Below are 23,528 nucleotides of genomic sequence, written 5' to 3'. Positions count from 1 at the left end.
GCCGAGAGGATTAGGATGAAAATTTTCTTTAGCTTATTACGCGTACTCACGGTGGTAATAGTTTTTACCGTTCAGGGCTGTGGCTCAGGCGATGGCGACTTGATTGGCAGTCTAGACATGACTGCTACCAAGGTGGACGATTCAGGAGGTTATTCCCACGCTGAAAGTACGGTAACCTATAAGCATCCGACCAAAGACCCTACAGGTACAGAAATATCTTATTCAGAAAATATTTATACGCCGACAATTAGAATAAGTAGCTTTTCGCAAACAAAAAAAGTAAATAGCTCTGGTGCTATTACATTTATATCCAAATCTGTGCAGCAAGGCACCGAACCTATTTTTATTGATGTCTCAGCTCAAACAGGTTCATTGACGCAGTTTAAGCGAATAACTATTCCTGCCATAGCTTCGCTGAGTGCTACCCCTACTGCGGTTGCATTTCTTGTGACTGACGCAGTTGGAACAGCTAAGACGGTTGCAATTTCGGGGGGGATCTCTCCATACTCTGCGTCATCTAGCACTCCTAATATCGGTGTATCAGCAACTGGTGCATCAGTGAGTATTACGAACAATGTGCTCATTACTGGTTTGCGAACTGCTACTATTACAATTACGGACAGTGCGGGCAAGTCAGTAAACGTTTCGGTTGGCTATTGAAGCAGATTTAATGTAAATTGAAGATGATTAGAAATGCCAGGGTATCCCTGGCATTTCTTTAGAGTGGAGATATAATGCTTCGTTACCTTTGCGCCGGTGAATCCCACGGCCCCCAACTGACCGCCATCATCGAAGGGCTTCCGTCCAACCTGCCGGTTGCCGAAGAGACCATTAACGTTGACCTTGCACGCCGCCAGGGAGGCTACGGTCGCGGTGGGCGGATGCTTATTGAAAAGGATCAGGTGGAGATTCTCTCCGGCGTCCGCTGGGGCAAGACCATCGGTTCGCCGGTGACCCTGGCGGTGAAAAACCGCGACTGGGAGAACTGGCAGGAAAAGATGTCTCCCTACGAGCGGCACCAGAACGACAAGATCCGCGTTACCCGCTCACGGCCCGGCCACGCGGACCTTCCCGGAGCCATGAAATACGACCACCGGGACGTGAGGAATATCCTGGAGCGGGCGAGCGCCCGGGAAACAGCGGTACGGGTTGCGGTTGGCAGCGTTGCCAAGTCCCTTCTTGCCCAGTTCGGGATTACGGTCAACTGTTTTGTCGCCGAGTTGGGCGGCATTGTCGCCCAACGTCCCAATCTCCCGCTCCAGAATCTGGTGGAGATGGCCGCACGTTCGGAGCTTTACACCTATGATGCGGTTGCCGAAGCCGCAATGAAGGAACATATAGACCGGATGAAAGCGGCCGGCGACTCGGTGGGTGGCATTGTCCAGGTTGTGGTGAGCGGCATCCCGGCCGGTTTGGGCAGTCACGCCCATTGGGACCGGAAGCTCGACTCCCGCCTGGCCTGCGCAGTTATGGGGGTCCAGGCCATCAAAGGTGTGGAGATCGGCTGCGGCTTCGATGCCGCCCGTCTCCCCGGCTCCAAGGTGCATGACGAGATCTATTACGACTCGGCCAGGATCGTCAAAGGCAAGCGGACCGGGTTCTACCGCAAAACCAACAACGCCGGCGGTATCGAAGGCGGGATCAGCAATGGCGAGGATATCGTGCTCAGGGCCGCCATGAAGCCGATTCCCACCCTCTACAAGCCGCTGCGGTCGGTTGATATCGATACCAAGGAGTCATACGAGGCAACGGTTGAACGTTCGGACGTCTGCGCCGTGCCGGCGGCGGCGGTGGTGGTGGAGGCCGTGACGGCCTTTGCCCTGGCCGAAGCGATGATTGAGAAATTCGGTGGCGACAGTGTGGCGGAGATGCAGCGCAACTATGCTTCATATGTCGAGTACCTGAGCGAGTTTTGAATTGGGAGTTGTGATGGGGGAGATCGTTACCGTTGGTCTGGGCGACAGGAGTTACCGGGTTCAGGTGGGTACCGGGACGCTGCCTCAAATAGGTCCGCTCTGTCACGCTGTCGGGTTGGGAAAGCGGGCGGCGGTAGTCACCAATCCGACGGTGGGCGCATTGTACCTGCCCACCGTCAAGGCGTCCCTCGAAGCTGCTGGATTTGGCGTGCTGGAGGTGGAAATCGCCGATGGCGAGCAGTACAAGAACAGCGACACCCTCAACTCGATCTACGACCGGCTCATCGAAGGCGGCGTGACGCGTGACGGCTTTATCGTGGCTCTGGGCGGCGGCGTTGTCGGCGACATGGCCGGCTATGCTGCGGCGACCTTTCTTCGCGGCATTCCTTTCGTCCAGGTGCCGACGACCCTCCTTGCCCAGGTTGACAGCAGTGTCGGCGGCAAGACCGGCATCAACCATCCCCGTGGCAAGAATCTGATCGGCGCTTTTCACCAGCCCCGCCTGGTGCTGGTCGATACGGAAACCCTCAAGACCCTCCCGGAACGGGAATACCTGGCAGGACTCGCCGAAGTCGTCAAATATGGCGTGGCCCTGGACCGGACTTTTTACGAGCTACTCGAAGCCAACACCACTCCCCTGTTGCGACGGGATCAGGATATCCTCAGGACGATCATCGCCCGCTCCTGTGCCATCAAGGCCGGCATTGTCGAACAGGACGAACGGGAAGGGGGGCTCAGGGCGGTTCTCAACTATGGCCATACGCTCGGTCATGCTGTTGAAACTTTGACCGGTTACCGGCAATATCTTCACGGAGAGGCAGTCGCTATCGGCATGGCCCGGGCCGCGCAACTGTCCGTGGCCTTCGGTTATGCCTCCGAAGCTGACGCTGCCAGGGTCACGGCCCTTTTGACCGCCCTGAATCTGCCGGTTGTCTTGCCGGTATTTCCGTTAGCGCAGTACCTGGATGCGCTGCTCAAGGATAAGAAGAGTCGCGATCAGGGGCTCAACTTCGTCTTCAACCGGGGAATCGGCGGGTACACCATCGCCACCGTTTCAGATTTGCAGGATCTGCTGGCTCGTTGCGGGCTTGGGGGGTAGGCATGGGCGAAGACAAAACCTCATTCTGGACCGACATTAAACTGTACGAGGAGATTCTGGAGCGCAATCCCGATTCGTATGCCTTTATTCCCCTGGCAAAGCTCTACCGCAAGCTGGGGCTCCCGGATGATGCTCTGGCTGTGGCTAAGCGGGGAACCGGCCGCCATCCGAACCTGGTGGCCGGTCAGCTTGAACTTGGGCTTGCCTGCCACGAACTGGGGCTCAAAGGGGAGGGACGGACTGCACTTGAGTATGTGGCCCGCATTACGCCGGAAAACGTCCAGGCCCAGCGTATCCTGAGCGAGATCTACGCCGATGCCGGTGACTCTGCTGCTGCCGAGTCGGCGCTCAGGATCGTCCTCGACCTGGCGCCTAATGACCTTGAAAGCAGGGTGATTCTGGACTCCCTTGCACGAACGAAAGGCGTTTCAGACGCGGTGGCAATAGCTGAAACGACGGGATCGGGTGAGTTCGATATTTCCGGGGCAGATTCATTCGGTACAAACTTATCTGGTGAAGAGCTGTTTTTTGCCGAACAGATGCCCGCGGTTGCTACAGAGTCAAGTGAACTGGATGAAGAGATTCATGAGCTTACTGATGACTGCATCATTGAAGAACTGGAAGAGGTTGCTGAAAATGAGTGGGCACCGAACCAGGATGAGTCGGCTATCGGTCATGCTCCCGTTGTCTCTGCCACCATGGCCGAGCTTTATGTGAAACAGGGGTTCAACGATCTCGCCATCGGCGTTTATCGTCAACTCGTTGCTCAACATCCCATGGACACTGATCTCCTGGTTCGCCTGAACGAGTTGCTTTCCATGGAACGCAACAGTAGCGAAGTCCCCCACCCGGAAGTTCCCGCTCCGCCCTTTGTTGAACCGAGCCCGCTTCCCGAATTGGGCGTCGCCGGTGTGGGCGATGACGACGTGCAGGCCCGCCCAGCCCATCGGCGGCAGGCGCTGGTAGCGACTCTTGAGGGGTGGCTGGCAAGCATTGGGAGGATGAAAGAATGTCGTTCAAAGCTACACTGAAGGAGCTGGTGGAAAGTACAACCGGTGCAATCGGCGCTTCCATCATGGGGTACGACGGCATTCCCATCGATGACTACCTGTCTGACTCGGCTGATTTCGATGTGCAACTCCTGGTCGTTGAGTATGCAAACCTCATGAAGGAGGTTCGGCAGACCATTGAAGTGCTGAAAACCGGGGCAATGGAAGAGTTAAGCGTTACGACTGTCAAAGTGAAGGTATTGGTGAGAACCGTAAACGACGAGTTCTTTCTGCTCCTCCTGCTGGCTCCTGACGGGAACTCCGGCAAGGGGCGCTACCTGCTCCGGCAGGAAGCACCCCGGATATCTGAACTTCTTACCTGACCTGGGAGCATGTATGAAAATCCTCGTCCTGCATGGACCAAACCTGAACCTTCTGGGTACCCGTGAGCCGGGAGTATACGGCACCGTCACGCTGGCTAACATCAACTCCGCAATTGCCGAACTGGCCGTGCAACTTGGTGCCAGCATCGATTTTTTTCAATCAAACTCGGAAGGGGCGCTAATCGACGCCATCCAAGGCGCTGTTGCAAGTCATGACGGCATCCTCATGAACCCCGCAGCCTACACCCACACCAGCATTGCCATCCGGGATGCCATAGCGGCTATCGGTCTCCCGGTGGTCGAAGTGCACCTTTCAAACATTCATGCCCGTGAACCGTTCCGTCACAATAGTTTCATTGCACCGGTTGCCATAGGACAGATTGCCGGTTTTGGCCCTGACAGCTATCTCCTGGGGTTGGAGGCATTGGTCCGGCACATCCGGGGCAAGGCCCGCTGATAGTCCTCAATCCTCACCTGATTTGCATTTTTGCAAATACACGCTACGGATTTGCATCCATGCAATCCAGTTGCTCAGGTTACCCTTCACGCCAGTAAGGCGCTCTTCGCTGCTATTCCTTTGTAATTTTAAGCCAAATCTCTTCCGTGTCGCGACCCCATGGTTCAGCGCTATTTGCACATCTGCAAACCTTTTTAATTTAAACTCGTCCGTTGTCGCGCTGTTAGTGTGTAACTGGCTGTAATGTATAATTAATATTGGGGTTGACAAAGTTGGTACAGCGGTTGCTTAAGCTGTAAACATTGTTACTCCTATCTGCACGGATTCACCCTGGGGGCGGTGACGATCGCTCCCGGGTCCGTGCGAACTTAAGCGGCAATGGTGCTACGTTTATGGCGACGGATAAAATCTGTCCATTTTATGGCAAAAACGATGACTACTGTGATGTCGGCTGCGGGTATATCTCCAGTTACGATGTGAACATGATCATCCGCTATTGCAGCTGTCGCTACTGTGACTGCCCGAAATACAAGGAACTGGCCGACCGCTTTCCGGCCGATTCTCTCCAACCTCTGAACTGCTGAAAGGAATTGCCATGCTCTATCTTCTGACGCTCCACATGCACGATTTTGCTCTAGCTGCCTCACTGGCTGCGGCAACGGTTTTTGTTATCACTTCAACGATAAAGGAGAAAAGACATGAGCGAAAAAGAGCTTGAACTTCTGTCACGCATCGAGGAGCTGGAGCGTCACACCTGGCGGAACAGCGCGATTCTGCGGGCCGTGGCCATGGTTGCCTTCACGGCCATGGTCGGCATCATAGTCGCTTCCGGCGTGGTTGGTGGCGGACGCGGCAGTCACTGGTCCGGTCCTGCCTGGAACACGATGTGGCTCTATGGGCTGTTTGCGGCGAATGCCGTGTCCATGTTCTGGACCACCCACAAAGAATAGTTAACGTTCAAGGCCACTTGCCGGGTTCTCAACCTTGAACCTTGAACCAGATGTTAGTCAGGAGGATACAACAATGACCCCGATGAGTCTTAAAAACGCCATACTGCTCCTGGTCGTGGTGACGCTCTGTTCCACGTTTTCCATGCGGATCTTCCAGGGACTGGACGAGATGATGGGCGAGCAGTACTGGGTGGTGGACACAACCCAGGGAGACCATGGCTGGTACATGATGGGGCTGCTGCCCCACGTGAAAAAAATGCCCAAGGACGTGGTCAAGGCTGCTAACAGTGACCCGGCAGTCAAAGAGAAGCACATCATCTATGCCCAGTCTGGCGACTTTGCCGGCAACTCGGTGTACGGCATCTGTTTCGGCATTCCATTCATCATGTTTCTGATCTGGTTCGCGTTCATTCTCGGTTTTCCGGACCGGGTCGACCCATACCTGCTGCCGAGGCGAATATTCACCGTCACGGTCATCATGGTCTGCTCGGTGGTGGTAAACCTCTTTCTCATGCGCATTGCCGCAGACTTCGCCCGCGACCCCATGGCCCGTATCGCCAACGTAGCCGGTAACCATGCATCCCTCCTCTTCCACAATGCCGGCATCTGGTTTGCCATCCTTTTCTCGGCCCTCGGGACCCACAGCCACTCCTCGAAAGAGGTCACTGCCCCGGACAGCCGCAACTGGCAGAGCCAGGCAGACGAGAAGTTCTCCTGGATGTTCACCCTCCTGGGGGTTGTCACCGTACTTGAGGTCGTGCTGGTGAAGAACAAGCTGGCGCTTCCCGACGCGGCAGTGGATTACTCGGTCTGGATCATCTGGGTGGTGATCTTCATGCGGATGTTTGGCTTCTCCCCGAAGTACTGGGTCAAGCGTGGACGTGGTATCGCTTTGATGATCGGTGGTACGCTGGCGACCCTGGTAGTATTCTACTTCCTTGAGCGGGCCACCGGTACACTTGGGGCCGGGTTTGCCTCCCCGATACTGGCAAAAGCCCTCGGTGCCGAGAACCAGAATATCGGTCTCTCCCTCATGGTCTCCATTTACCTGATTTTCTGGATGGAGTTTGCGGCTGCCATCAGGATCAACGGTCCGGCAAGAAAGGCAGTAACGCAGAAAAAGTAACTCTGCTATATGGTAGCGTCTGAAAGGGGTGGCCTGTGCCGCCCCTTTTTTGTTGCCAAAATCCGGTTACCTGCCCTAAGCTGCGGCCTTCTACATTTATGATCTGCAGGGAGTGAAATCAAGCCGATGAGTACTGCGTTGAAAATCCTGATTGCCGCCTCCGAGGCGGTGCCGTTTGCAAAAGAAGGTGGGTTGGCCGATGTGGTGGGGGCGCTGCCCAAGCACCTTGCTGCTCTTGGGCACGACGTACGGGTCGTAATGCCCCGTTATTACCGGGTGGACCGGGAACGGTTCGGTCTCCGGCAGCTTCCCGGTGTGCTGACCGTGCCGATGGGGATTATCGGCAATCAGTACTGCGGGGTGTATGAGGGGCGGATGCCGGGTACCGATGTTCCCGTTTATTTTCTGGATCACGAGCAGTACTATGGCCGTTCCGCGCTCTACGACGAGCATAACGAGGCCTATCCTGATAACGACAACCGGTTCATTTTCCTTTCCAAGGGGGCTCTGGAGCTGTGCAAAATGATCGGGTTTCACCCGGATGTTGTCCATGCCCATGACTGGCACACGGCAGCTATTCCGTTGCTGCTCAACACGACCTACCGCAACGACCCGAATCTGTCCGGGGCAGCATCCCTTTTGACAGTGCACAATATGCAACATCAGGGGAGTTTTTATCCCGGTGCAATGGAAGTCCTCGGGGTGGGGTGGGAGCATTTTACCTTCCTCGGATTGGAGAAGGATAATCAGGTGAACCTTCTCAAAGGGGGGATGTACCATGCCACACTCCTGAACACGGTGAGCGAGGGGTATGCCCGTGAGATGCAGTCTCCGGAGTTCGGCTGGGACTTGGAGGGGGTGGTTCGGGAGAGGGCGGCTGATCTTGTCGGCATCCTCAATGGGGTCGACGATGACGAGTGGAATCCGGAGGCCGATCCCCTTATCCCGGCAAACTATTCAGCGGCAGATCTTTCCGGGAAACGGCTGTGCAAGGAGTCCCTCCAGCGGACCTTCGGTTTGCCGGTGCGACCGGAGGTGCCTTTGCTCGGGATGGTGGGGCGGCTGGTGAAGCAGAAAGGGATAGATGTCCTGGCAGAGGCGATCCCCAGTATCCTTGCGCTGGATCTGCAGTTTGTCATGCTTGGTGCCGGCGAGCCGTGGGCACATTTCTATTTTGGCGACATCATGGCTGCTTTTCCGGAGAAGTTCGGCTGTCGAATCGGCTACAGCAATCCTCTGGCCCATCAGATTGAAGCCGGGGCCGACTTTTTCATGATGCCGTCTGCTTTTGAGCCGTGTGGGCTGAATCAGATGTACAGTCTGCGTTACGGGACGTTGCCGATTGTCAGAGCTACCGGTGGATTGGATGACAGTGTGGAAAACTTCGATGAGAAGAATCTTGACGGCACCGGTTTCAAGTTTCAGGCGCTGACGGCCGGCGCGCTTTTCGATACTGTTGGCTGGGCGGTTCATACATGGTACAACTGCCCTGAGGCGATGGCCAGCCTTATACGCAACGCCATGGAGAAGCGGTTTACCTGGCAGGAAGCAGCCCTGAAGTACGAAGCTTTGTACCGCCGGGCCGTGAGACAGAGATGTTCGGGTAACTAACTGGCGACAACAGTGCCGTCAGGATGTGAGCGGGGCGGAACCTTTGTCGGCTTCTTCATCTTCTGCAATCTTGAAGTTGTGGAGAGCTGACTGGATGAGTTCGGTTTGCTGAGTCAGGCGCTTGGCCGCCTCCTCGGTCATTCGGTTCGCTTCCAGGTTGATTTCGGTTGACTGTTGGATTCCGGCCACGGCATGGACGATCTGGCCGCTGCCCCGGGTCTGCTCGTCGCAGGCCACCTTGATCTTCCTGATCATGGTCGTGATGTTTTCGGTCGATTTACCGATGAAATTTCCCACTTTGGTCTGTTCGCGGGTAGAGCTCCGCACCTGGGTGTTCAGTTCTTTCATTTTCTCCACGGCCGCCATGATCAGATCGGTACCGCGTCCCTGTTCGCTGGTGGCACCGGCAATCTGGTTGCTCATTTCGGCCACCCGGTCCATGGCCTTGCGGATCAGTTGACTTTCGTTTGCCTGATTCCCACTGGCGCGAGCGATTTCATCCATCTGGGCCGATGCCACCGTGATCCCTTCCACAATCTTGTTCAGCGCCTCCCCCGATTTCTGGGAGAGTATTTCCCCTTCCGCGATGCTCTTGTGCGCCTGGTTGATCGATTCAACGGCCCGTCGTACTTCCTGTTGGACACCGTCGATGACCTGGCCTATCTCCCGTGTGGAACTGCTGGTCCGTTCGGCCAGGTCTTTGATCTCCTCCGCCACTACACCAAAGCTTTTGCCGTGCTCGCCGGCCTGGGCGGCGATAATTGCGGCATTCAGGGCCAGAAGGTTTGTCTGCTCGGCAACTTCGTCGATGACCGAGAGGATGGCGCCGATGTCGGCGTTCTTTTCCGAGAGGGAGCTGATAACCTCGGACGTGATTATGGAGGAGCGCTTGATCTCGTTGATACCGGCGATGGTTGCTTCGACAGATGCCTTGCCGATTTCGGCATCCTTCAGAACTTCACCGGAGATGCGGGCGTTGGCCGCGGCATTCAGTTCGATCTGTTTGATTGAAGAGTCCATGGTGACCACGGACGTTGCCGTTGTCATGGACGCCTCTACCAGGCTGGCAACGCTTGCGTCGATCTGACGGATGGACGCGGCCATTTCGGTCATTGAGGAACTGACCTCTTCTTCTGCCTGCGACAGGGTCTCCACATTGAGTGCCACTTCCTCGATGCTCGCCACCAGTTCCATGGTTGAAGAGGAGCTTTCGGATGCCGACAGGGAAAGGCTGTCCATGGCCTGGGCCACACCATTGATGGAAGAGTTTATTTGCATGATGGCCGAAGAAGTCTGGAGTACTCCCTCTGACTGCACTTCCGCAGCATTCACCCCGCGTTTGGCTATATCCTTGAAGTTTCGCGCGATCAGGCTGAGTTCCGTAATGGAGCGGTTTACGTTGCTGACCATGGCGGACAACTTCTCCACCATGGAGTTGAAGTCGCGACCAAGCTGTCCGAGCTCGTCGGAGGAATCGACCGTTACCTGAACGGTCAGGTCTCCGTCTGCCCCTTTGGCAAGGCCGCGTCCCATCTGGGTGACTCTTCCGACGATAGTCCTGGTGGCAAAGGTTCCGAGGGCGAACGCGAGCAGAATGCCGCTGATGATAACGGCAACGAAGGTGACGGTAGCTTTCTGCTCGATACTGTCTGCATCCTTGTTGGCTTGGCTCATCAACCCCGTGACTGTTATCAACAGGTCGTCAACGGCCGACATGACCATCTCGCTCACTTCGGGGAGCTCTGAGCGGGTGAGCCGGTTCAGGTCCTCGTCCTGCATGGCCTTTATGACTGCCTGGCCGAATACTCCGGGTTTAATCTGTTTCAGCAGGAGGGCCTTGTGCTCCAAAAGGTGGTTCGCTGTAACGGAAAACGCCCCGAACTCTTTGAGGATGGCAGTTACCTGCACTTCCATGGTACTCCCTTTAGGGGAGGCTGGCAGCCCAATTTTGCTGCTTCCCTTAATGATCAGGTCGCAGTAGTTCATGAAACGGTCGCGTTTTGTCTCGTAATCTGCCTTGGAAGCTTCGAAGTCATCGAGATTGGCGCGGACCAGAGCCGCTTCCAGCAGGTGGACACGGCATTCGTTCAGGGTGGTTTTCATCAGTACCACCTGTTTTTCCTGGATGGCACGGCTTTTGACAACCTGCTGAATGTTTGTCCCTACCTTGCTGAGGCTCCAGATGCCGAACACCCCGGTGCCGAAGACGATCATCGCCATTACCAGAAATAATCCGACCAGTTTTTGACCCAGTCGCACGGGTTACTCCATTTCACGGGCCGCTCTTGGTGCAGGACGGACCCAGTTAAAGTGTTGAAGGTGCAAGAATTGTTCTATTGTCCGCTCTTGCCGTGACTTCTTGATAACAGATTTATAGCAAGTTTAGCTGATGCCGGCAAGATGATTGAGGTCTTCTCATGTGAAATAGGCCGTACAGTTGGGTATCGACTGATTCCGGAAATCCTTAAGTTGTTTGATTGCAGGGGGCAGTAGAAGGGGCGGCTGCCGTTTCAGGCAGAGAGGCGATGAAGTCGATATGACGATTAATGAACAGGAGGTTGTAACGGCTTTCATAGAGAAGAAGGGCGCTGGCAGCGAACAGGAACAGACCGCCACTCAGGGCGAGGAGAGATGATATCCAGCCGGTCCTGTCCGAGCCGTAGGCAGCGTTGAGCGCAACAGCCAGGCTGGAGCCGATGAAGAGGAGCGTGGCAGTATAGAGGGCGGCCAGTGACTTTCGGATCAGGACTGCCCTGATTTTCTGGACGGTTAATTGCTCCTGGATATGCATCAGCCGTAGTTCGGGAATGGAAATGGTGCCGCAGAGAATAGCCTCCAGTTCGGCTTTCATGGTGTTGACCCGGTCGAAGACCCTGCCGAGCCGGCCGGACGTGGAAAAGATCAAGGTGCCGCAGGCCGAAATGAGGACCGCCGGGGTGATCATGGCCGGCAGGATGTGGGTACTGGAAAGGGCATCCAGGAATTGCTTTTCCATAATAAACCATAGGTTCGTCGTTGTGGTGGTGGCGTTAAGCTCAATCGCGGTAGCGACGCATCAGGTCGCTGTATGCATCGATCCGCCGGTCCCGCAGGAACGGCCAGGTGCGTCGCACGGTTTCGCTTCTCGTGAGGTCGATGGCAACTACCCTGGTTTCTTCGCGGTCTGCCGGCAGCCGGTCCAGAAACTCCCCCTGGGGGCCGGCCACAAAGCTGTTTCCCCAGAAGCGCTGCCCCTGGTCACCTGCTCCGGGCGAGGCCTCGAATCCGACGCGGTTGACAGCCACCACCGGCAGGCCGTTGGCTACGGCATGGCCCCGCTGGACCGTTATCCAGGCCTCAAGCTGTCGCTCCTGCTCTTCCGGAGTGTCGGCCGGGTCCCAGCCGATGGCGGTGGGGTAGATGAGCAGATCTGCCCCGGCGAGGGCCATGAGACGGGCTCCTTCGGGATACCACTGGTCCCAGCAGACCAGCACTCCGAGCGAACCGACCGAGGTTTTCACCGGTGTGAACCCACGGTCGCCGGGGGTAAAATAAAACTTTTCATAATAGCCCGGATCGTCGGGGATGTGCATCTTGCGGTAGGTGCCGGCAATGGTGCCGTCCCGTTCCAGGATGACTGCCGTATTGTGGTAAAGGCCCGGTGCGCGCCGCTCGAAAAGGGAGGTGACGATGACGATCCCCAGTTCCCTGGCGATGGCGCCGAAGAGCTCCGATGACGGGCCGGGAATCGGTTCCGCAAGGTCGAACAGGGCGGCATCCTCGGTCTGACAGAAATAGGGGGTGGTATGCAGTTCCTGCAGCACCACCAGTTGGGCACCGGCTGCTGCGGCCTCGCGGATGCCGGCCACGCTCTTGGCGACAGTGGCGCTGCGATCGTCGGAACAGCTCTGCTGGACCAGTCCTGTGAGCAGGGTTTTCATGACAGGGTGCCTCTTGGCAGCTGCATGGTGACGCAGTGCAGCGAGCCGTGCTGAAGAATGAGCGGGCGACAATCGATGCCGATTATCTCCCGATCAGGAAAGGCCAGGCGGACTGCTGCGAGAGCCTCTTCGTCCCGTGCGTCGGCGTAGGTCGGAACCAGAACGGCACCGTTGACGATCAGAAAGTTGGCATAGGTGGCCGGCAGCCGTTCGCCGTCCGTGTCGAAGCTCGGAGCGGGCCAGGGGAGCGGGATAAGGCGGTACGGCTTTCCTTTGCGCGTGCGAAAGGTGGCCAACTCCTCTGACATGGCAGCCAGGGCCGGGTAGTGTTCGTCGCCGGGGTCGTCGCAGGCGGCGTACAGGATCGTGTCGTCCGGGCAGAGGCGGGCCAGGGTGTCGATGTGGGAGTCGGTATCGTCACCTGCCAGGTAGCCGTTTTCCAGCCAGAGAACGTGGTCGGCGCCGAACTCCTCTTCCAGTGTCTGCTCGATCCCTTTCCGGGTCAGATGGGGGTTCCGGTTCGCGTTCAGGAGGCACTCGGCCGTTGTCAGGATGGTCCCGCAGCCATCGCTCTCGATACTCCCACCCTCAAGGATCATGCCGACGGTGCGCCGCTCTGGCCTGAAAGCACCGGCTTCCGCCAGGAGACGGGTCACCTGGTTATCCAGGTTTGCGGCGAATTTTAGCCCCCAGCCATTGAAGCCGAAATCGAGAAGGAGCGGCGTGCCATTCTCTTGGACGGTAATAGGACCGAAGTCCCGGCTCCAGGTGTCATTGGTGGGAATCTCGACGATTCTGACCCGTTCCATTGTTGCCCCGGCATTCTTGAGCAGGGCATGGACTCCGGCCTGGTCGGGTGCGACGATGAGAACTGTTTCAAACCGGCTTATGGCGGTGGCGATGGTACAGAATACCGGTTCAACGGCGTCCAGGCACGGTGCCCAGTCGCTCTCCCGGTGAGGCCAGGCCAGGAGAACGCCGTCCTGTTCCGCCCACTCGGCTGGCAAACAACGTGTGGTCATCGATTCCTACGGCTCCTGCAAAGAGTAATAAGGCATGGTTAGCATACCTCCAGCAAATCTTGCAATAACAATTATCCGGGTATCCACGGTGAAAATATCGGACTATTTCGGTAGGTGGCGGGGCCAGTGGCCGCCCGGTTTGGTCGGGTTATTTGCCCAGTTTCCCCTTGATCGCCGTCATTACGTGGTAGGCATCGTTGATGGCGGTGTAGATCAGGTTGGGGTGCCGTTCTTCCTGAATCGTTCCCTCGCTGATTTTCATGAAAGACGGCGAAATCGCTCCGCCGACGACATATACCCCCTTGCGGGTCGACTCGAATTCAGAAGTGAGGAGTACCAGCCGATCCCCTTCCTTGGCGATCTTGCAGACCCCGGCGGTACAGGCGATGGTCTGGATGCCGAGCTTGTCGAAGATCGGCACCGGCCCCTGGGAGCCGATGCAGGCGATGACATGTTTCATCGGAAAGCTCATGGCATGGTAGATCTCGATGCCGTCCTCCTGTTTGAACTCGTTGATCCGGATTACCAGGCGGTCGACACCTTCTTCGTCCACTTCGCCGATGCGCGGGGTGGCTCCCGGCAGTAACCGGATGTTGCCTCCCAGGAGGATCTCTTCGCCCAGTCGCTGGGCCGTTTCCTTGTTGACGTCAAAGGTCTCGGCCATATGGGCCCAGTAGACCGGATGCGTGTCGTTTGCCTGACGCTTGGCCTTGAGAATGGCGATGATAACGTCTGCCGCCGTGTTGCCGCCACCGATCACCACAGTTCTGACCCCGACATACTTGGCGGCGTCTTCCAGGGACTTGGCCACCATCTTGGCATCCCCGTAGACCGAGAGCTCGCGGGGGATGTTGCTGCCAAAGGCCAGGACAACCTTTTTCCCTTTGAAGGTGCCGTGGCTGGTGATGACGGCCAGGCAGTCGCGTTCGTCCCTCATATCCTCGAACGCCACATCGGTCCGGACGTTCAGGTTTTCATGCTGTACGAAGTGCTGCACGTACTGGATGTAGCTTTCGACTGTCACCGGTTTGTCGGGTGGCCGCAACTCATCGACCAGGAAGGGTTCCGGCGCATCTTTCGGTTTCGAGGCGTAGACGTGCTTTCCTTCCGGGTAGGTATTGGCGATTCCCTGGAAAACCGTCTTGCCTGATTCGAGTACCAGGTAGGACAGGCCGTATTTGTGGCACAGGTAGGCGGCAGCCACCCCGGCCGGGCCGCCGCCGACAATCAGTACATCGTGGATCTTTGACATGGATTACTCCTCGCGATACTGGACAATGGCGATGTAGCTACTATACTCCGTTGGTTAATTAAGGCAATAATGCCGTTTATCAGGCAAGACAGATTGCAATCCGGCTGTTTACACCCGGGGAATTTCCGGTACAATCTCACCAGAACAGTTGACAGGAGGATGCGACCATGGAAGATAGGAACAATAACGTTGCGGTTGTCGGTGCTCTCATGCTTGTGGCGGGCGGTATCATCGGTGCCGGCGTGGCGCTGCTCTATGCCCCCCAGTCCGGCAGGAAAACCCGGCGGGACATTGCCCGCTATACCAACAAGGTCAAGCGCCGTGCCGGTGATGTGATCGACGATTTTTCCGGCAGTGTGCACGATATGGTGGAAAGCGTGGGGGAAAAGGCCGAGGAGATCCTGGACAAGGGGAAGGACCTGGCCTACGACGCCAAGCGGGAACTGCTCAACGTCATCGAGGACGGACAGCAGAAACTGGAAAAACAGAAGAGCCGCTTGGCCAAGCTGATCGGTTAATGTTGGTTGTTCGGAACGGGGCGCTCGTGGGGCGCCCCGTTTTGTTTGCCGTGCATGGTGATGTCGCCGTACCAGGCCGTAGCCTCCTCGCCCGTGTCGTCGGTGTCGGTCATGACCGCCACCCCGCCAACAGCAGGAGGTTCGGCGCCGAAGAGTTGCCGATAGTCATCATAGACGTTTCGTTCCTCGCTCACCCAGGTTCCCGCCTTGTCGCTTCCCGATTCGGTCGCCAGAATCATGATGTTCTTCGTGTAGGGGCTCGGCGCCGAGCTCCCCTTGGGCATCCTGGCCGACCAGACATAGTTGATGGCCCGTGTTCGCCAGAAAAAGGTGCGGGGAAACGCCACGTAGACCCTGGCCACGAAGTCGTCACCCTTCTTTACCGTCACATCTTCACCCTTCAGCGGGGCCTGTATCTTCCACGACCAGCGGAGGATCGGTAATTTCTTCAGATCGATGGTCATCTTGCGGACAAGCCCTGACGCGGCTTTCTTGCTCTGGGCCTGCAGGACGGTCCGGCCGTTTTCCGGCACCAGGGTGTACACGGTATTCCCTTTGAACACCTTCTCTTCCCAGCCGCTCAGGTCGTTTTCGGAAAAGGTGCCGATCTTCAATTCGGATGCTGCGGCACCGGCCGCAACTGCCAGGAACGTCAGGAACGTCAGTATACGGAACGGAGATATACACTGCATGAATAGGTATCCTCGGGGTAAGATTGGTTGGGCAAGCATAGCACAACCTGGGTAAATTGAAATCGCCTCTTTCAAGTCGCACCGACTGTTGGTATCCTAATGAAACTTTGAATTCACCGGAGGTTCCCATGTATCCCGACTCGGTCAATCTGCCGTTCAATCATACGATTATCGCCAAAGATTTTGTCCCTGCCATGCCCGGTGCCGTGCCGCCGTCCGGCGACGGTTTCTGGCTGCTGATTCAGGGGAATGGGCTGGTCCTGGTTCCCGGAGAACACGGCCCGGCGCTCCCGGCCGGCCGCGGAGCCGCCACTGTTGGTGATGCACCACCCGTCCCACTGGGGACCTGGCAGGGAGCGCCCCTCTTTGCCCGCGCCATAAGCCGCGATGTCCAACTGCCGGCGGGATGGCTCTGCGAGCCGTTCAACGCGTTTGAAGAGCGGATACCCGACACCCTCCTCACCCTGGGCGGCTTTGCCAAGCAGGTGCTCCATTGGCAGCAGCAGAGCCGTCACTGCTCCAGGTGCGGCGCCATTCTTTCCGCGAATTCCGGCAACTGGGGGATGCGGTGCGATGGCTGCGGTCACGAGCATTTTCCCGCGATTCACCCCTGCATCATCGTCCTTATCCGGCGTCATGACGAATTTCTCCTGACGCGGAAGGCCGAGTGGCCGCCGGGCCGCTACGGCCTGGTTGCCGGCTTTCTCGATATGGGCGAATCGCTGGAGGAGTGCGTGCATCGGGAGGTGCGGGAGGAGACCGGGATCGAGGTGACCGGGGTACGCTATGTGGGGAGTCAGAACTGGCCATTTCCCAGCCAGCTGATGGCAGGGTTTGTCGCCGATTATGCCGGTGGCGAGCTGAGGGTTGACCATAAGGAACTGGAGGATGCCCGCTGGTTCTGCCCGACGGAGATGCCCGAACATATTCCCCCCAAAAGGAGCATTGCCCGCTGGATCATCGACAGATATGCATTTCATAGTGAAAGCTAGCTTGTTAACCGTATTGTTCGGCAAGGTTGACGAATGCGGCTGATTGTGCTACAAGCGGACTATCATGACCGATGCATCATTTCACACATTCGCCGCTGAACTGGCCGACCTGAAGGAGCGCGGGCTCCATCGCCGCGAGCGCCTGGTGGCGGGAAGCCAGGGAAGCCATGTCTCCCTTGACGGCCGCGAGGTCCTGCTGCTCTGTTCCAACAACTACCTGGGGCTGGCGGATCATCCGCGCCTCAAGGAGGCCGCCATCAGTGCCGTGGAACGCTTTGGGGTATCCAGCGGTGCGGCCCGCCTGGTCTCCGGCACCATGGAACTCCACCGTGCACTGGAGGAGCGGCTGGCCCGCTTCAAGGGAACCGAAGGGGCCATTGCCTTCAACGGCGGCTATCCGGCCAATGTGGGTATTATCCAGGCCCTGGTGGGGCGGGGTGATACGGTCTATTCGGACCGGTTGAACCATGCCAGCATCGTGGACGGTTGTCTTTTGTCCCGGGCCGAGGTGGTCCGTTACACCCACAACGACATGGCCGCGCTGCGCCGGTTGATGGAAAAGAATCGGGGGCGGGGCCGGCAACTGATCGTCACCGACGGCGTCTTCAGCATGGACGGCGATCTGGCGCCGCTCAAGGAACTGGCAACCATAAAGCGGGAGTTCGGCGCCCTGCTCATGGTGGACGACGCCCATGGCACCGGCGTTCTCGGCGCCGGCGGGCGGGGAAGCGTTGAGCTGTGCGGCGTGGCCGGCGACGTGGATGTTCAGATGGGAACCCTGGGCAAGGGGCTGGGGAGCTTCGGCGCCTATGCCGCCGCCTCTGCCGAGATTGTCGATTACCTGCGCAACAAGGCCCGAAGCTACATTTTCTCCACCTCGCTGCCGCCGGCAGTCCTGGCGGCGTCCCTGGCCGCCATCGATCTGGTGGACAGCCCGGAAGGCGCCATGCTGAGGGAGCGTCTGGCGCGGCATGCCGGACAGTTCCGGGTAACCCTTGCCGGGGCCGGTTTTGATACCATGGGGAGTGCCACCCAGATCGTGCCGGTCCTGGTGGGGGAACCTGCCCCTACCATGGAGTTTTCCCGCCTCCTGCTGGAGGAAGGTTTCTTTGTCCAGGGGATTCGTCCCCCCACGGTGCCGGCCGGCAGCTGCCGGCTCCGCTGCACCCTGATGGCCACCCACAGCGACGAAGAGCTCTCCGCCGCCCTTGCTGCAATCATCCGCATCGGTCGGCAGTTGGCCGTCATCGGCTGACCTTCCCGGACCGGTCCATGCCCGTTATTACTGCTGCAGACAACACACAACTCTTTTATGAGACCGCCGGCCGCGGCCGGCCGCTGGTCTTCATCCATGGCTGGGCCATGAGCGGCCGGGTCTGGCATTTCCAGGCCGAAACCTTTGCCCATGACTGGCAGGTAATTGTTCCTGACCTGCGGGGTCACGGCCGTTCCGGTCAGGGATCGGCACCGTCACTCGGCATGGCCGATTTTGCCGCTGATCTGGTTGCACTCTTCACTGCCTTGGACCTGGAGGGGGCGACCCTGGTGGGCTGGTCCATGGGGGCGCAGGTGGTGCTGGAGGCGTTCCCGGCACTGCGGGAACGGGTCGCGGCTCTGGTCCTGGTGGGGGGAACTCCCCGCTTTACCGCTACCGACGATTACCCGTTCGGCCTGCCGCCGGTCGAGGCGAGGGGAATGGCGCTCAGGTTGAAGCGCGACTATTCCCGGACCATGGGGGATTTTTTCAAGGCGATGTTCGCCGAAGGGGAACTGGTGGGTGAGCAGTACCAGCGGGTGGTGCGGGAGATCGTCATTCCCGGCCGCCGGCCTGAACCGGAGGCGGCGGTGAAGGCGCTGGCAGCCCTCACCGGGGCCGACCAGCGTCACCAACTGGCCGGAATAGATCGGCCTGCTCTTCTCGTGCACGGGACTGCCGACAGCATCTGTCTCCCCGGTGCATCCCACTTCATGGCCGGGCAGTTGTCCGATGCCACCCTGGTACTGCTGGAGGGATACGGCCATGCCCCGTTCATCTCAAGTCCCGCCTTGTTCGATCCGTTTCTCGTCCGCTTCCTGGAGAGGGTCTATGCAGGTGATTGACCGCAGGAGGGTCCGCAGTTCGTTCCATGCCCGGGCCGGTGACTATGACCGCCATGCCGTGGTCCAGAAGCGGGTGCTGGAGCGTTTTACCCCCCTCCTGCCGGCAGGGAGCGGAATCGCCCGGGTACTGGACATCGGCTCCGGCACCGGCGTTTTGCTGCAGCAACTGGCGGACCGCTATCCCATGGCTCGGCTGACCGGGCTCGACCTCGCCCCGGGGATGGCGATGACCGCCCGGGAGCGGCTTGCGGGGAACGACCGGGTGGACTTTGTTACGGCCGATGCCGAAGCGCTTCCCCTCGGCGATGCCTGTCTCGATCTGGTAGTGTCGACCTCCACCATGCAGTGGCTGGAGAGCCTGGAGCAGGCCTTTGACGAGGTGCGGCGCGTACTCCGGCCGGGCGGACGGTTCTGCTTTGCCCTGTTCGGCGAACAGACCCTGTTCGAGCTGCGCGCCTCCTACCGGGCCGCGGTGGCGGCAGTCGGCAGGGGAGCCGTTGACCGGACCCAGCGCTTCAGCAGCATGGCCGACGTCTCATCCGCTCTGAGCGCTACCGGCTTTACACGGGAATCCCTCGTTTCGGAACTGGAGATAGAGATCCACCCGGACGTTGCACACCTGGTACGGGCCATCAGGAACATAGGGGCGGGGAATGCCGTGCAGGCTCCCGGCCGTGGCCTGGCGGAGCGGCGGGTGATGCTGGCCATGATGGACCACTACCAGCGCGAGTATGCCGTGGAAGGAGCCATTCCGGCTACCTACGAGGTTATCTACGGAGTGGCGCGGATTGGGGAGTAGGTCGCCTGGCGCGGCAGGCTACAGAGCCTGCAGCACCACGCACTTCAGGTACTCGGTTTCCGGTACGGCCAGCAGCACCGGATGGTCCGCAGCCTGGCTGTGCACCCCGAGCAGCCGCATGCTGCGGCCGGCCTGGCGAGCCGCCTGTCCCAGGATCTCCCGGAACTGTTCCCGCTGCATATGGAATGAACAGGAGCAGGTGATCAGGCAGCCGCCCTCGTCCAGGAGCTCCATGGCACGGCGGTTGACGGTCAGGTACCCCTTTTCCGCCTCTTTCAGCTGCTTCTTGTTTTTCACAAATGCCGGCGGGTCCATGACGATCACCCCGAAGCGGCGGCCTTCGTGCTTCAGGCTCCGCAGCCGCTCAAAGGCGTCGACCGTCTCGACGGTCACCCTGTCGCCGACACCGTTCAGGGCGGCGTTCTGCGCGGCCAGGGCTGTGGCCTTGGCCGAGATGTCCAGGCAGGTCACCGATCGGGCGCCGAAGGCCGCACCGTGCACCCCCCAGCTGCCGGCGTAGCAGAAGCAGTCCAGCATCTCTTTCCCTGCCACCAGCGGCTTCAGGAGCAGGTGGTTTTCCTTCTGGTCCAGAAAATGGCCGGTCTTCTGGCCGCCGAGCAGGTCGACGCTGAAGCGAAGGCCGTTTTCGGTAATCTCCACCATCTCCGGGATCTCCCCAGTAATCACCTCCACCGTTTCCCGCAACCCTTCCAGGTTCCGCACGGCCACGTCGTTCCGGGCCACAATCCCCTTTGGCCTCAGCAGGTCGGTGAGCGCGGTGCAGATCAGCTCCCGGCGGGTCTCCATTCCCCAAGTCAGGAACTGCATTGACAGGAAGTCGCCGTACTTGTCCACCACCAGGCCGGGAAGCAGATCCCCCTCGCCGTGCACCAGGCGAAAGGTTTCCAACATTGGGTAGCGGGCGTGCCGATAGTCGAGGGCAGCAGTCAAGCGCTGCCGGAAGAAGCCGACCGTGTCGATGTCGTCACGCGTACGGGTGAGAATCCTGCCGGCAATCAGGGAGTGGGGGTTGTAGTAGCCGATGCCGATGAAGTCGCCGCCGGCTGAGAGGAATTCGGCAGCCGCTCCCGGTTGCCGGTCGCCTCGCATCTCGCGGATTTCGTTGCTGAACACCCAGGGGTGGCCTCCCCTGACGCGCCGCTCTTCGCCGCGGCCAAGGATAATGGTGGTTGTGACGGGCATGGGTTGCTCCTGAAAATAAAAATCCCCTTGGCGGGGATTTTGGGTGCGTGGCGGTGAGGGAGGAGGCTAGATGATGTCGACGATCTTGCGGGCCAGGGGGTGGACAACGGTATAGAAGACCTCAACCCCGTCCCGCTTCCCCTCGATGATCCCCTTGTTCTTCAGGAGCGCCAGGTGCTGGGACACGGTTGCCTGGGGAAGGTTGAGACATTCCCAGATATGCTTGACGTTGCACTCCTGGGTGCAGAGCCCGGCCACGATCTTCAGCCTGATCGGGTGTCCGAGCACCTTGAGTATTTCGGCTTCCTGCTCGAATGTCCTGCTGATGGTAAAGTCCATGGCTACAATGCCCCATTGCTGAACGAAAATAAAAAAAGTTCGCAGCTTCTATATATGAGAAAACGCTTAGTTGTCAACAGAAAGCTCTTTTGCTGAATAGATTTCGCCGCTGAAGTGGCAGGCGGCCAGATGCCCGCCACCCTTGTCCTCCAGGGGCGGGATCTCCCGTCGGCACAGGTCGCGGGCATAAGGGCAGCGGGGGTGGAGCGGGCAGCCGGCAGGTGGCGCCAGGGGGGAGGGTATGTCGCCACGCAGGATCGGACCGGTCGGGCGATCAGTCGGCGTGATGTGGGGTACGGCCGCCAGCAGCGCCTCCGTGTACGGGTGGCAATTGTGGGCGAAGACGGCATCGCGCGTGCCGATTTCGACGATCCTGCCCAGATACATCACGGCAATCCGGTCGCTCATGTGGCGGACCACGGACAGGTCATGGGCGATGAAGAGAAAGGACAGCGAACGCTCCCGCTTCAGTTCCAGGAGGAGGTTGAGGATCTGGGCCTGGATGGAGAGGTCCAGGGCAGAGACCGGTTCGTCGGCGACGATCAGGCGGGGGGATACTGCCAGAGCCCGGGCGATGCCGATCCGCTGGCGCTGCCCGCCGGAGAATTCATGTGGGTACCGGTGGAACTGTTCCTCGGTCAACCCCACCCGTGCCATCAGGGTCAGCACCATCTCCTGCCGGCGGTTGCCGGCGGCAATGCCATGGATGGCCAACGGCTCGCCGATGATGTCGCCGATCCGCTGTCTGGGGTTGAGGGAAGAAAAAGGGTCCTGGAAGATCATCTGGACGTTGCGCCGGAATGTTGCCAGCCCGGTTTTCCCCATGTTGGGAAGTGGACTGCCTTCAAAGCGGACTTCGCCATCGGTTGGCGGAATGAGTCCCATGAGGAGCCGGGCAATGGTGGACTTGCCACACCCCGATTCGCCGGCCAGACCCAGGGTTTCGCCGGGGGCCAGATGAAACGAGACCCCGTCGACGGCCCGTGCCAGCTGCCGTGGTGCCAGCGGTCCTGCCGTGACCGGAAAATGCTTGGTAAGGTTGACAGCTTCCAGGAGTGGAGCGTTCATAGACATTTCCAGCAGCTTACCCGGTGTCCGGGAGTCGGTTCCAGCACAGGCGGGCGCTCGACCCGGCACTGGCCTGTCGGGTCGGGGCACCGGTCGCAAAAGCCGCAGCCGGGAAGTTCCATCGACAGCGACGGTACCTGGCCGGCAATGGTGGCGAGTGGCTCACCGGGGCGTCCTCCTTGGGGGAGCGAGGCCAGGAGCCCCCTGGTGTAAGGGTGCAGGGGATTGGTGAGGATCTCTTTGGTGCTCCCCTGTTCGACGATTCTGCCGGCGTACATGATCGCCGTTGCATGGGCCCGTTCGGCAACGATCCCCAGATCGTGGGTGATCAGGAGCAGGCTCATGCCGGTCTGCTGTTTCAGCTGATCGATCAGTTCCAGGATCTGGGCCTGGATCGTGACATCCAGGGCGGTGGTCGGCTCGTCGGCAATGAGCAGCCGGGGCCGGCAGGCCAGCGCCATGGCGATCATCACCCGTTGCTTCATGCCGCCGCTCATCTGGTGGGGATAGGCGTTGTAGCGTTCTACCGGCGCCGGAATGCCCACCTGGTCCAGCAGGCGCACCGCTTCTCCCCGTGCTTCCTTGGCCGAAAGGCCACGGTGGAGTCTCAGCCCTTCGGCGATCTGAAAACCGGTGGTGAGTACCGGGTTGAGCGAGGTCATCGGCTCCTGGAAGATCATGGCCAGGCGGTCTCCCCTGAGCTGGCGCAGCTCTTCCGGTGAGATGGTACAGAGGTCGGTTCCCTGGAACAGGATTTCACCGGCAACGATTCTCCCGGGAGGGGAAACCAGCCCCATGATCGAATAGGCGGTGGCACTCTTGCCGCACCCCGATTCTCCGACCAGGGCCAGTGTCTCACCCTCATTCAGGGAAAAATCAATCCGGTCCACCGCCTTGACTACACTGCGGGGAAGAATGTAGTGGGTTGCCAGCTGTTTGACTTCCAGAAGAGAGCTCAACGTTGGCCGCACTTTCAGTCTCAATGTGATGGTGTGAGCATCATCCCTGGCGGTACCGCGCGGGGAGTCTGCGGGTCCCCGGGACTGATGGGAGGTTATAGCACTATTTGGTGAGAGGGGCAAACAGGTTGTA

General features: G+C 58.9%; 25 protein-coding genes. 15 read left to right on the top strand and 10 right to left on the bottom strand.

Going from position 1 to position 23,528, the window contains the following annotated elements:
• Positions 1–15: 15 nt before the first annotated feature.
• The 10 genes from JN12_RS03760 to glgA all read left to right on the top strand — a co-directional run bounded on the left by JN12_RS03760 (position 16) and on the right by glgA (position 8,531).
• Complete coding sequence (locus tag JN12_RS03760) at positions 16–660, top strand: hypothetical protein (RefSeq protein ID WP_145018371.1); 645 nt, start codon at positions 16–18, stop codon at positions 658–660.
• A gap of 74 nt (positions 661–734) precedes the next feature.
• Entirely contained in the window at positions 735–1,916 is a 1,182-nt protein-coding gene (aroC, locus tag JN12_RS03755) for a chorismate synthase (RefSeq protein WP_145018368.1), read from the top strand.
• Between the two features lie 13 nt (positions 1,917–1,929).
• Complete coding sequence (gene aroB / locus JN12_RS03750; RefSeq protein ID WP_145018365.1) at positions 1,930–3,015, top strand: 3-dehydroquinate synthase; 1,086 nt, start codon at positions 1,930–1,932, stop codon at positions 3,013–3,015.
• Positions 3,016–3,017: 2 nt separating this feature from the next.
• The gene (locus JN12_RS03745) at positions 3,018–4,046 is read left to right on the top strand and encodes a tetratricopeptide repeat protein (protein ID WP_145018362.1); all 1,029 of its coding nucleotides are present in this window, start codon (positions 3,018–3,020) and stop codon (positions 4,044–4,046) included.
• Entirely contained in the window at positions 4,025–4,387 is a 363-nt protein-coding gene (locus tag JN12_RS03740) for a roadblock/LC7 domain-containing protein (RefSeq protein ID WP_145018359.1), read from the top strand. Before JN12_RS03745 ends, JN12_RS03740 begins: the two co-directional genes overlap by 22 nt.
• A 13-nt stretch (positions 4,388–4,400) precedes the next feature.
• Positions 4,401–4,844, top strand: coding sequence for a type II 3-dehydroquinate dehydratase (gene aroQ / locus JN12_RS03735; protein ID WP_145018356.1), 444 nt, complete (start codon positions 4,401–4,403; stop codon positions 4,842–4,844).
• Between the two features lie 392 nt (positions 4,845–5,236).
• Positions 5,237–5,428 (top strand): hypothetical protein, encoded by a 192-nt coding sequence (locus tag JN12_RS03730; RefSeq protein WP_145018353.1) that lies wholly within the window; start codon positions 5,237–5,239, stop codon positions 5,426–5,428.
• 114 nt (positions 5,429–5,542) lie between these two features.
• Positions 5,543–5,794 carry a hypothetical protein gene (locus JN12_RS03725; RefSeq protein ID WP_145018350.1) on the top strand — a complete coding sequence of 84 codons (252 nt, stop codon included), beginning with the start codon at positions 5,543–5,545 and terminating at the stop codon, positions 5,792–5,794.
• Positions 5,795–5,867: 73 nt separating this feature from the next.
• A complete protein-coding gene (locus JN12_RS03720) occupies positions 5,868–6,920 on the top strand; it encodes a hypothetical protein (RefSeq protein ID WP_145018347.1) in 1,053 nt (350 codons plus the stop codon).
• Between the two features lie 126 nt (positions 6,921–7,046).
• Positions 7,047–8,531: a glycogen synthase GlgA gene (glgA, locus tag JN12_RS03715; protein WP_145018344.1), complete on the top strand. Its 1,485-nt coding sequence runs from the start codon at positions 7,047–7,049 to the stop codon at positions 8,529–8,531.
• Between the two features lie 18 nt (positions 8,532–8,549).
• Here glgA and JN12_RS03710 read toward each other — a convergent pair whose 3' ends face one another.
• The 5 genes from JN12_RS03710 to JN12_RS03690 form a co-directional block, all read right to left on the bottom strand.
• On the bottom strand, positions 8,550–10,790 hold the full coding sequence (locus tag JN12_RS03710; RefSeq protein ID WP_246125739.1) for a HAMP domain-containing methyl-accepting chemotaxis protein: 2,241 nt from the start codon (positions 10,788–10,790) through the stop codon (positions 8,550–8,552).
• Positions 10,791–10,995: 205 nt separating this feature from the next.
• The gene (locus tag JN12_RS03705) at positions 10,996–11,526 is read right to left on the bottom strand and encodes a DUF2721 domain-containing protein (RefSeq protein ID WP_145018342.1); all 531 of its coding nucleotides are present in this window, start codon (positions 11,524–11,526) and stop codon (positions 10,996–10,998) included.
• Positions 11,527–11,566: 40 nt separating this feature from the next.
• Positions 11,567–12,451 carry a carbon-nitrogen hydrolase gene (locus JN12_RS03700; RefSeq protein WP_145018340.1) on the bottom strand — a complete coding sequence of 295 codons (885 nt, stop codon included), beginning with the start codon at positions 12,449–12,451 and terminating at the stop codon, positions 11,567–11,569.
• On the bottom strand, positions 12,448–13,473 hold the full coding sequence (locus JN12_RS03695; RefSeq protein WP_145018338.1) for an agmatine deiminase family protein: 1,026 nt from the start codon (positions 13,471–13,473) through the stop codon (positions 12,448–12,450). The genes JN12_RS03700 and JN12_RS03695 overlap by 4 nt, the downstream gene beginning before the upstream one ends.
• A gap of 148 nt (positions 13,474–13,621) precedes the next feature.
• Positions 13,622–14,725 carry an NAD(P)-binding domain-containing protein gene (locus JN12_RS03690; RefSeq protein ID WP_145018336.1) on the bottom strand — a complete coding sequence of 368 codons (1,104 nt, stop codon included), beginning with the start codon at positions 14,723–14,725 and terminating at the stop codon, positions 13,622–13,624.
• 167 nt (positions 14,726–14,892) lie between these two features.
• Here JN12_RS03690 and JN12_RS03685 point away from each other — a divergent pair, with 167 nt between their 5' ends.
• A complete protein-coding gene (locus JN12_RS03685; RefSeq protein WP_145018334.1) occupies positions 14,893–15,243 on the top strand; it encodes a YtxH domain-containing protein in 351 nt (116 codons plus the stop codon).
• Here the strand turns inward: JN12_RS03685 and JN12_RS03680 are convergent.
• A complete protein-coding gene (locus JN12_RS03680; protein WP_145018332.1) occupies positions 15,240–15,935 on the bottom strand; it encodes a DUF3047 domain-containing protein in 696 nt (231 codons plus the stop codon). The genes JN12_RS03685 and JN12_RS03680 overlap by 4 nt on opposite strands.
• A gap of 128 nt (positions 15,936–16,063) precedes the next feature.
• Here JN12_RS03680 and nudC point away from each other — a divergent pair, with 128 nt between their 5' ends.
• From nudC to JN12_RS03660, 4 genes are all read left to right on the top strand, one after another.
• On the top strand, positions 16,064–16,927 hold the full coding sequence (nudC, locus tag JN12_RS03675; protein WP_145018330.1) for an NAD(+) diphosphatase: 864 nt from the start codon (positions 16,064–16,066) through the stop codon (positions 16,925–16,927).
• Between the two features lie 64 nt (positions 16,928–16,991).
• Positions 16,992–18,182, top strand: a complete 1,191-nt coding sequence (bioF, locus tag JN12_RS03670) for an 8-amino-7-oxononanoate synthase (RefSeq protein ID WP_145018328.1) — start codon at positions 16,992–16,994, stop codon at positions 18,180–18,182.
• Positions 18,183–18,199: 17 nt separating this feature from the next.
• A complete protein-coding gene (locus tag JN12_RS03665; RefSeq protein WP_145018326.1) occupies positions 18,200–19,027 on the top strand; it encodes an alpha/beta fold hydrolase in 828 nt (275 codons plus the stop codon).
• The gene (locus JN12_RS03660) at positions 19,020–19,826 is read left to right on the top strand and encodes a methyltransferase domain-containing protein (RefSeq protein ID WP_145018576.1); all 807 of its coding nucleotides are present in this window, start codon (positions 19,020–19,022) and stop codon (positions 19,824–19,826) included. The genes JN12_RS03665 and JN12_RS03660 overlap by 8 nt, the downstream gene beginning before the upstream one ends.
• 18 nt (positions 19,827–19,844) lie before the next feature.
• Here JN12_RS03660 and JN12_RS03655 read toward each other — a convergent pair whose 3' ends face one another.
• The 4 genes from JN12_RS03655 to JN12_RS03640 all read right to left on the bottom strand — a co-directional run bounded on the left by JN12_RS03655 (position 19,845) and on the right by JN12_RS03640 (position 23,395).
• Complete coding sequence (locus JN12_RS03655) at positions 19,845–21,029, bottom strand: class I SAM-dependent rRNA methyltransferase (protein WP_145018324.1); 1,185 nt, start codon at positions 21,027–21,029, stop codon at positions 19,845–19,847.
• A gap of 66 nt (positions 21,030–21,095) precedes the next feature.
• Entirely contained in the window at positions 21,096–21,368 is a 273-nt protein-coding gene (locus JN12_RS03650; protein ID WP_145018322.1) for an ArsR/SmtB family transcription factor, read from the bottom strand.
• A 66-nt stretch (positions 21,369–21,434) separates the two neighbouring features.
• Positions 21,435–22,436 carry an ABC transporter ATP-binding protein gene (locus JN12_RS03645; RefSeq protein ID WP_145018319.1) on the bottom strand — a complete coding sequence of 334 codons (1,002 nt, stop codon included), beginning with the start codon at positions 22,434–22,436 and terminating at the stop codon, positions 21,435–21,437.
• The gene (locus tag JN12_RS03640) at positions 22,433–23,395 is read right to left on the bottom strand and encodes an ABC transporter ATP-binding protein (protein WP_145018573.1); all 963 of its coding nucleotides are present in this window, start codon (positions 23,393–23,395) and stop codon (positions 22,433–22,435) included. The genes JN12_RS03645 and JN12_RS03640 overlap by 4 nt, the downstream gene beginning before the upstream one ends.
• Positions 23,396–23,528 lie beyond the last annotated feature (133 nt).

Source organism: Geobacter argillaceus, from assembly GCF_007830735.1.
Lineage (GTDB): Bacteria > Desulfobacterota > Desulfuromonadia > Geobacterales > DSM-12255 > Geomobilibacter > Geomobilibacter argillaceus.
Note: the sequence above shows the minus strand (reverse complement) of the source record. Positions and strands in the feature narration are given on the sequence as shown.

Bases quoted from the DNA above. Each gene is read 5' to 3' on its own strand.
- glgA (WP_145018344.1), top strand. From the start codon at position 7,047: ATGAGTACTGCGTTGAAAATCCTGATTGCCGCCTCCGAGGCGGTGCCG.
- JN12_RS03745 (WP_145018362.1), top strand. From the start codon at position 3,018: ATGGGCGAAGACAAAACCTCATTCTGGACCGACATTAAACTGTACGAG.
- JN12_RS03740 (WP_145018359.1), top strand. From the start codon at position 4,025: ATGTCGTTCAAAGCTACACTGAAGGAGCTGGTGGAAAGTACAACCGGT.
- JN12_RS03705 (WP_145018342.1), bottom strand. From the start codon at position 11,526: ATGGAAAAGCAATTCCTGGATGCCCTTTCCAGTACCCACATCCTGCCG.
- aroC (WP_145018368.1), top strand. From the start codon at position 735: ATGCTTCGTTACCTTTGCGCCGGTGAATCCCACGGCCCCCAACTGACC.
- JN12_RS03650 (WP_145018322.1), bottom strand. From the start codon at position 21,368: ATGGACTTTACCATCAGCAGGACATTCGAGCAGGAAGCCGAAATACTC.
- aroQ (WP_145018356.1), top strand. From the start codon at position 4,401: ATGAAAATCCTCGTCCTGCATGGACCAAACCTGAACCTTCTGGGTACC.
- JN12_RS03720 (WP_145018347.1), top strand. From the start codon at position 5,868: ATGACCCCGATGAGTCTTAAAAACGCCATACTGCTCCTGGTCGTGGTG.
- JN12_RS03760 (WP_145018371.1), top strand. From the start codon at position 16: ATGAAAATTTTCTTTAGCTTATTACGCGTACTCACGGTGGTAATAGTT.
- aroB (WP_145018365.1), top strand. From the start codon at position 1,930: ATGGGGGAGATCGTTACCGTTGGTCTGGGCGACAGGAGTTACCGGGTT.
- bioF (WP_145018328.1), top strand. From the start codon at position 16,992: ATGACCGATGCATCATTTCACACATTCGCCGCTGAACTGGCCGACCTG.
- JN12_RS03665 (WP_145018326.1), top strand. From the start codon at position 18,200: ATGCCCGTTATTACTGCTGCAGACAACACACAACTCTTTTATGAGACC.
- JN12_RS03725 (WP_145018350.1), top strand. From the start codon at position 5,543: ATGAGCGAAAAAGAGCTTGAACTTCTGTCACGCATCGAGGAGCTGGAG.
- JN12_RS03700 (WP_145018340.1), bottom strand. From the start codon at position 12,451: ATGAAAACCCTGCTCACAGGACTGGTCCAGCAGAGCTGTTCCGACGAT.
- JN12_RS03730 (WP_145018353.1), top strand. From the start codon at position 5,237: ATGGCGACGGATAAAATCTGTCCATTTTATGGCAAAAACGATGACTAC.
- JN12_RS03690 (WP_145018336.1), bottom strand. From the start codon at position 14,725: ATGTCAAAGATCCACGATGTACTGATTGTCGGCGGCGGCCCGGCCGGG.
- JN12_RS03655 (WP_145018324.1), bottom strand. From the start codon at position 21,029: ATGCCCGTCACAACCACCATTATCCTTGGCCGCGGCGAAGAGCGGCGC.
- nudC (WP_145018330.1), top strand. From the start codon at position 16,064: ATGTATCCCGACTCGGTCAATCTGCCGTTCAATCATACGATTATCGCC.
- JN12_RS03645 (WP_145018319.1), bottom strand. From the start codon at position 22,436: ATGAACGCTCCACTCCTGGAAGCTGTCAACCTTACCAAGCATTTTCCG.
- JN12_RS03695 (WP_145018338.1), bottom strand. From the start codon at position 13,473: ATGACCACACGTTGTTTGCCAGCCGAGTGGGCGGAACAGGACGGCGTT.
- JN12_RS03685 (WP_145018334.1), top strand. From the start codon at position 14,893: ATGGAAGATAGGAACAATAACGTTGCGGTTGTCGGTGCTCTCATGCTT.
- JN12_RS03680 (WP_145018332.1), bottom strand. From the start codon at position 15,935: ATGCAGTGTATATCTCCGTTCCGTATACTGACGTTCCTGACGTTCCTG.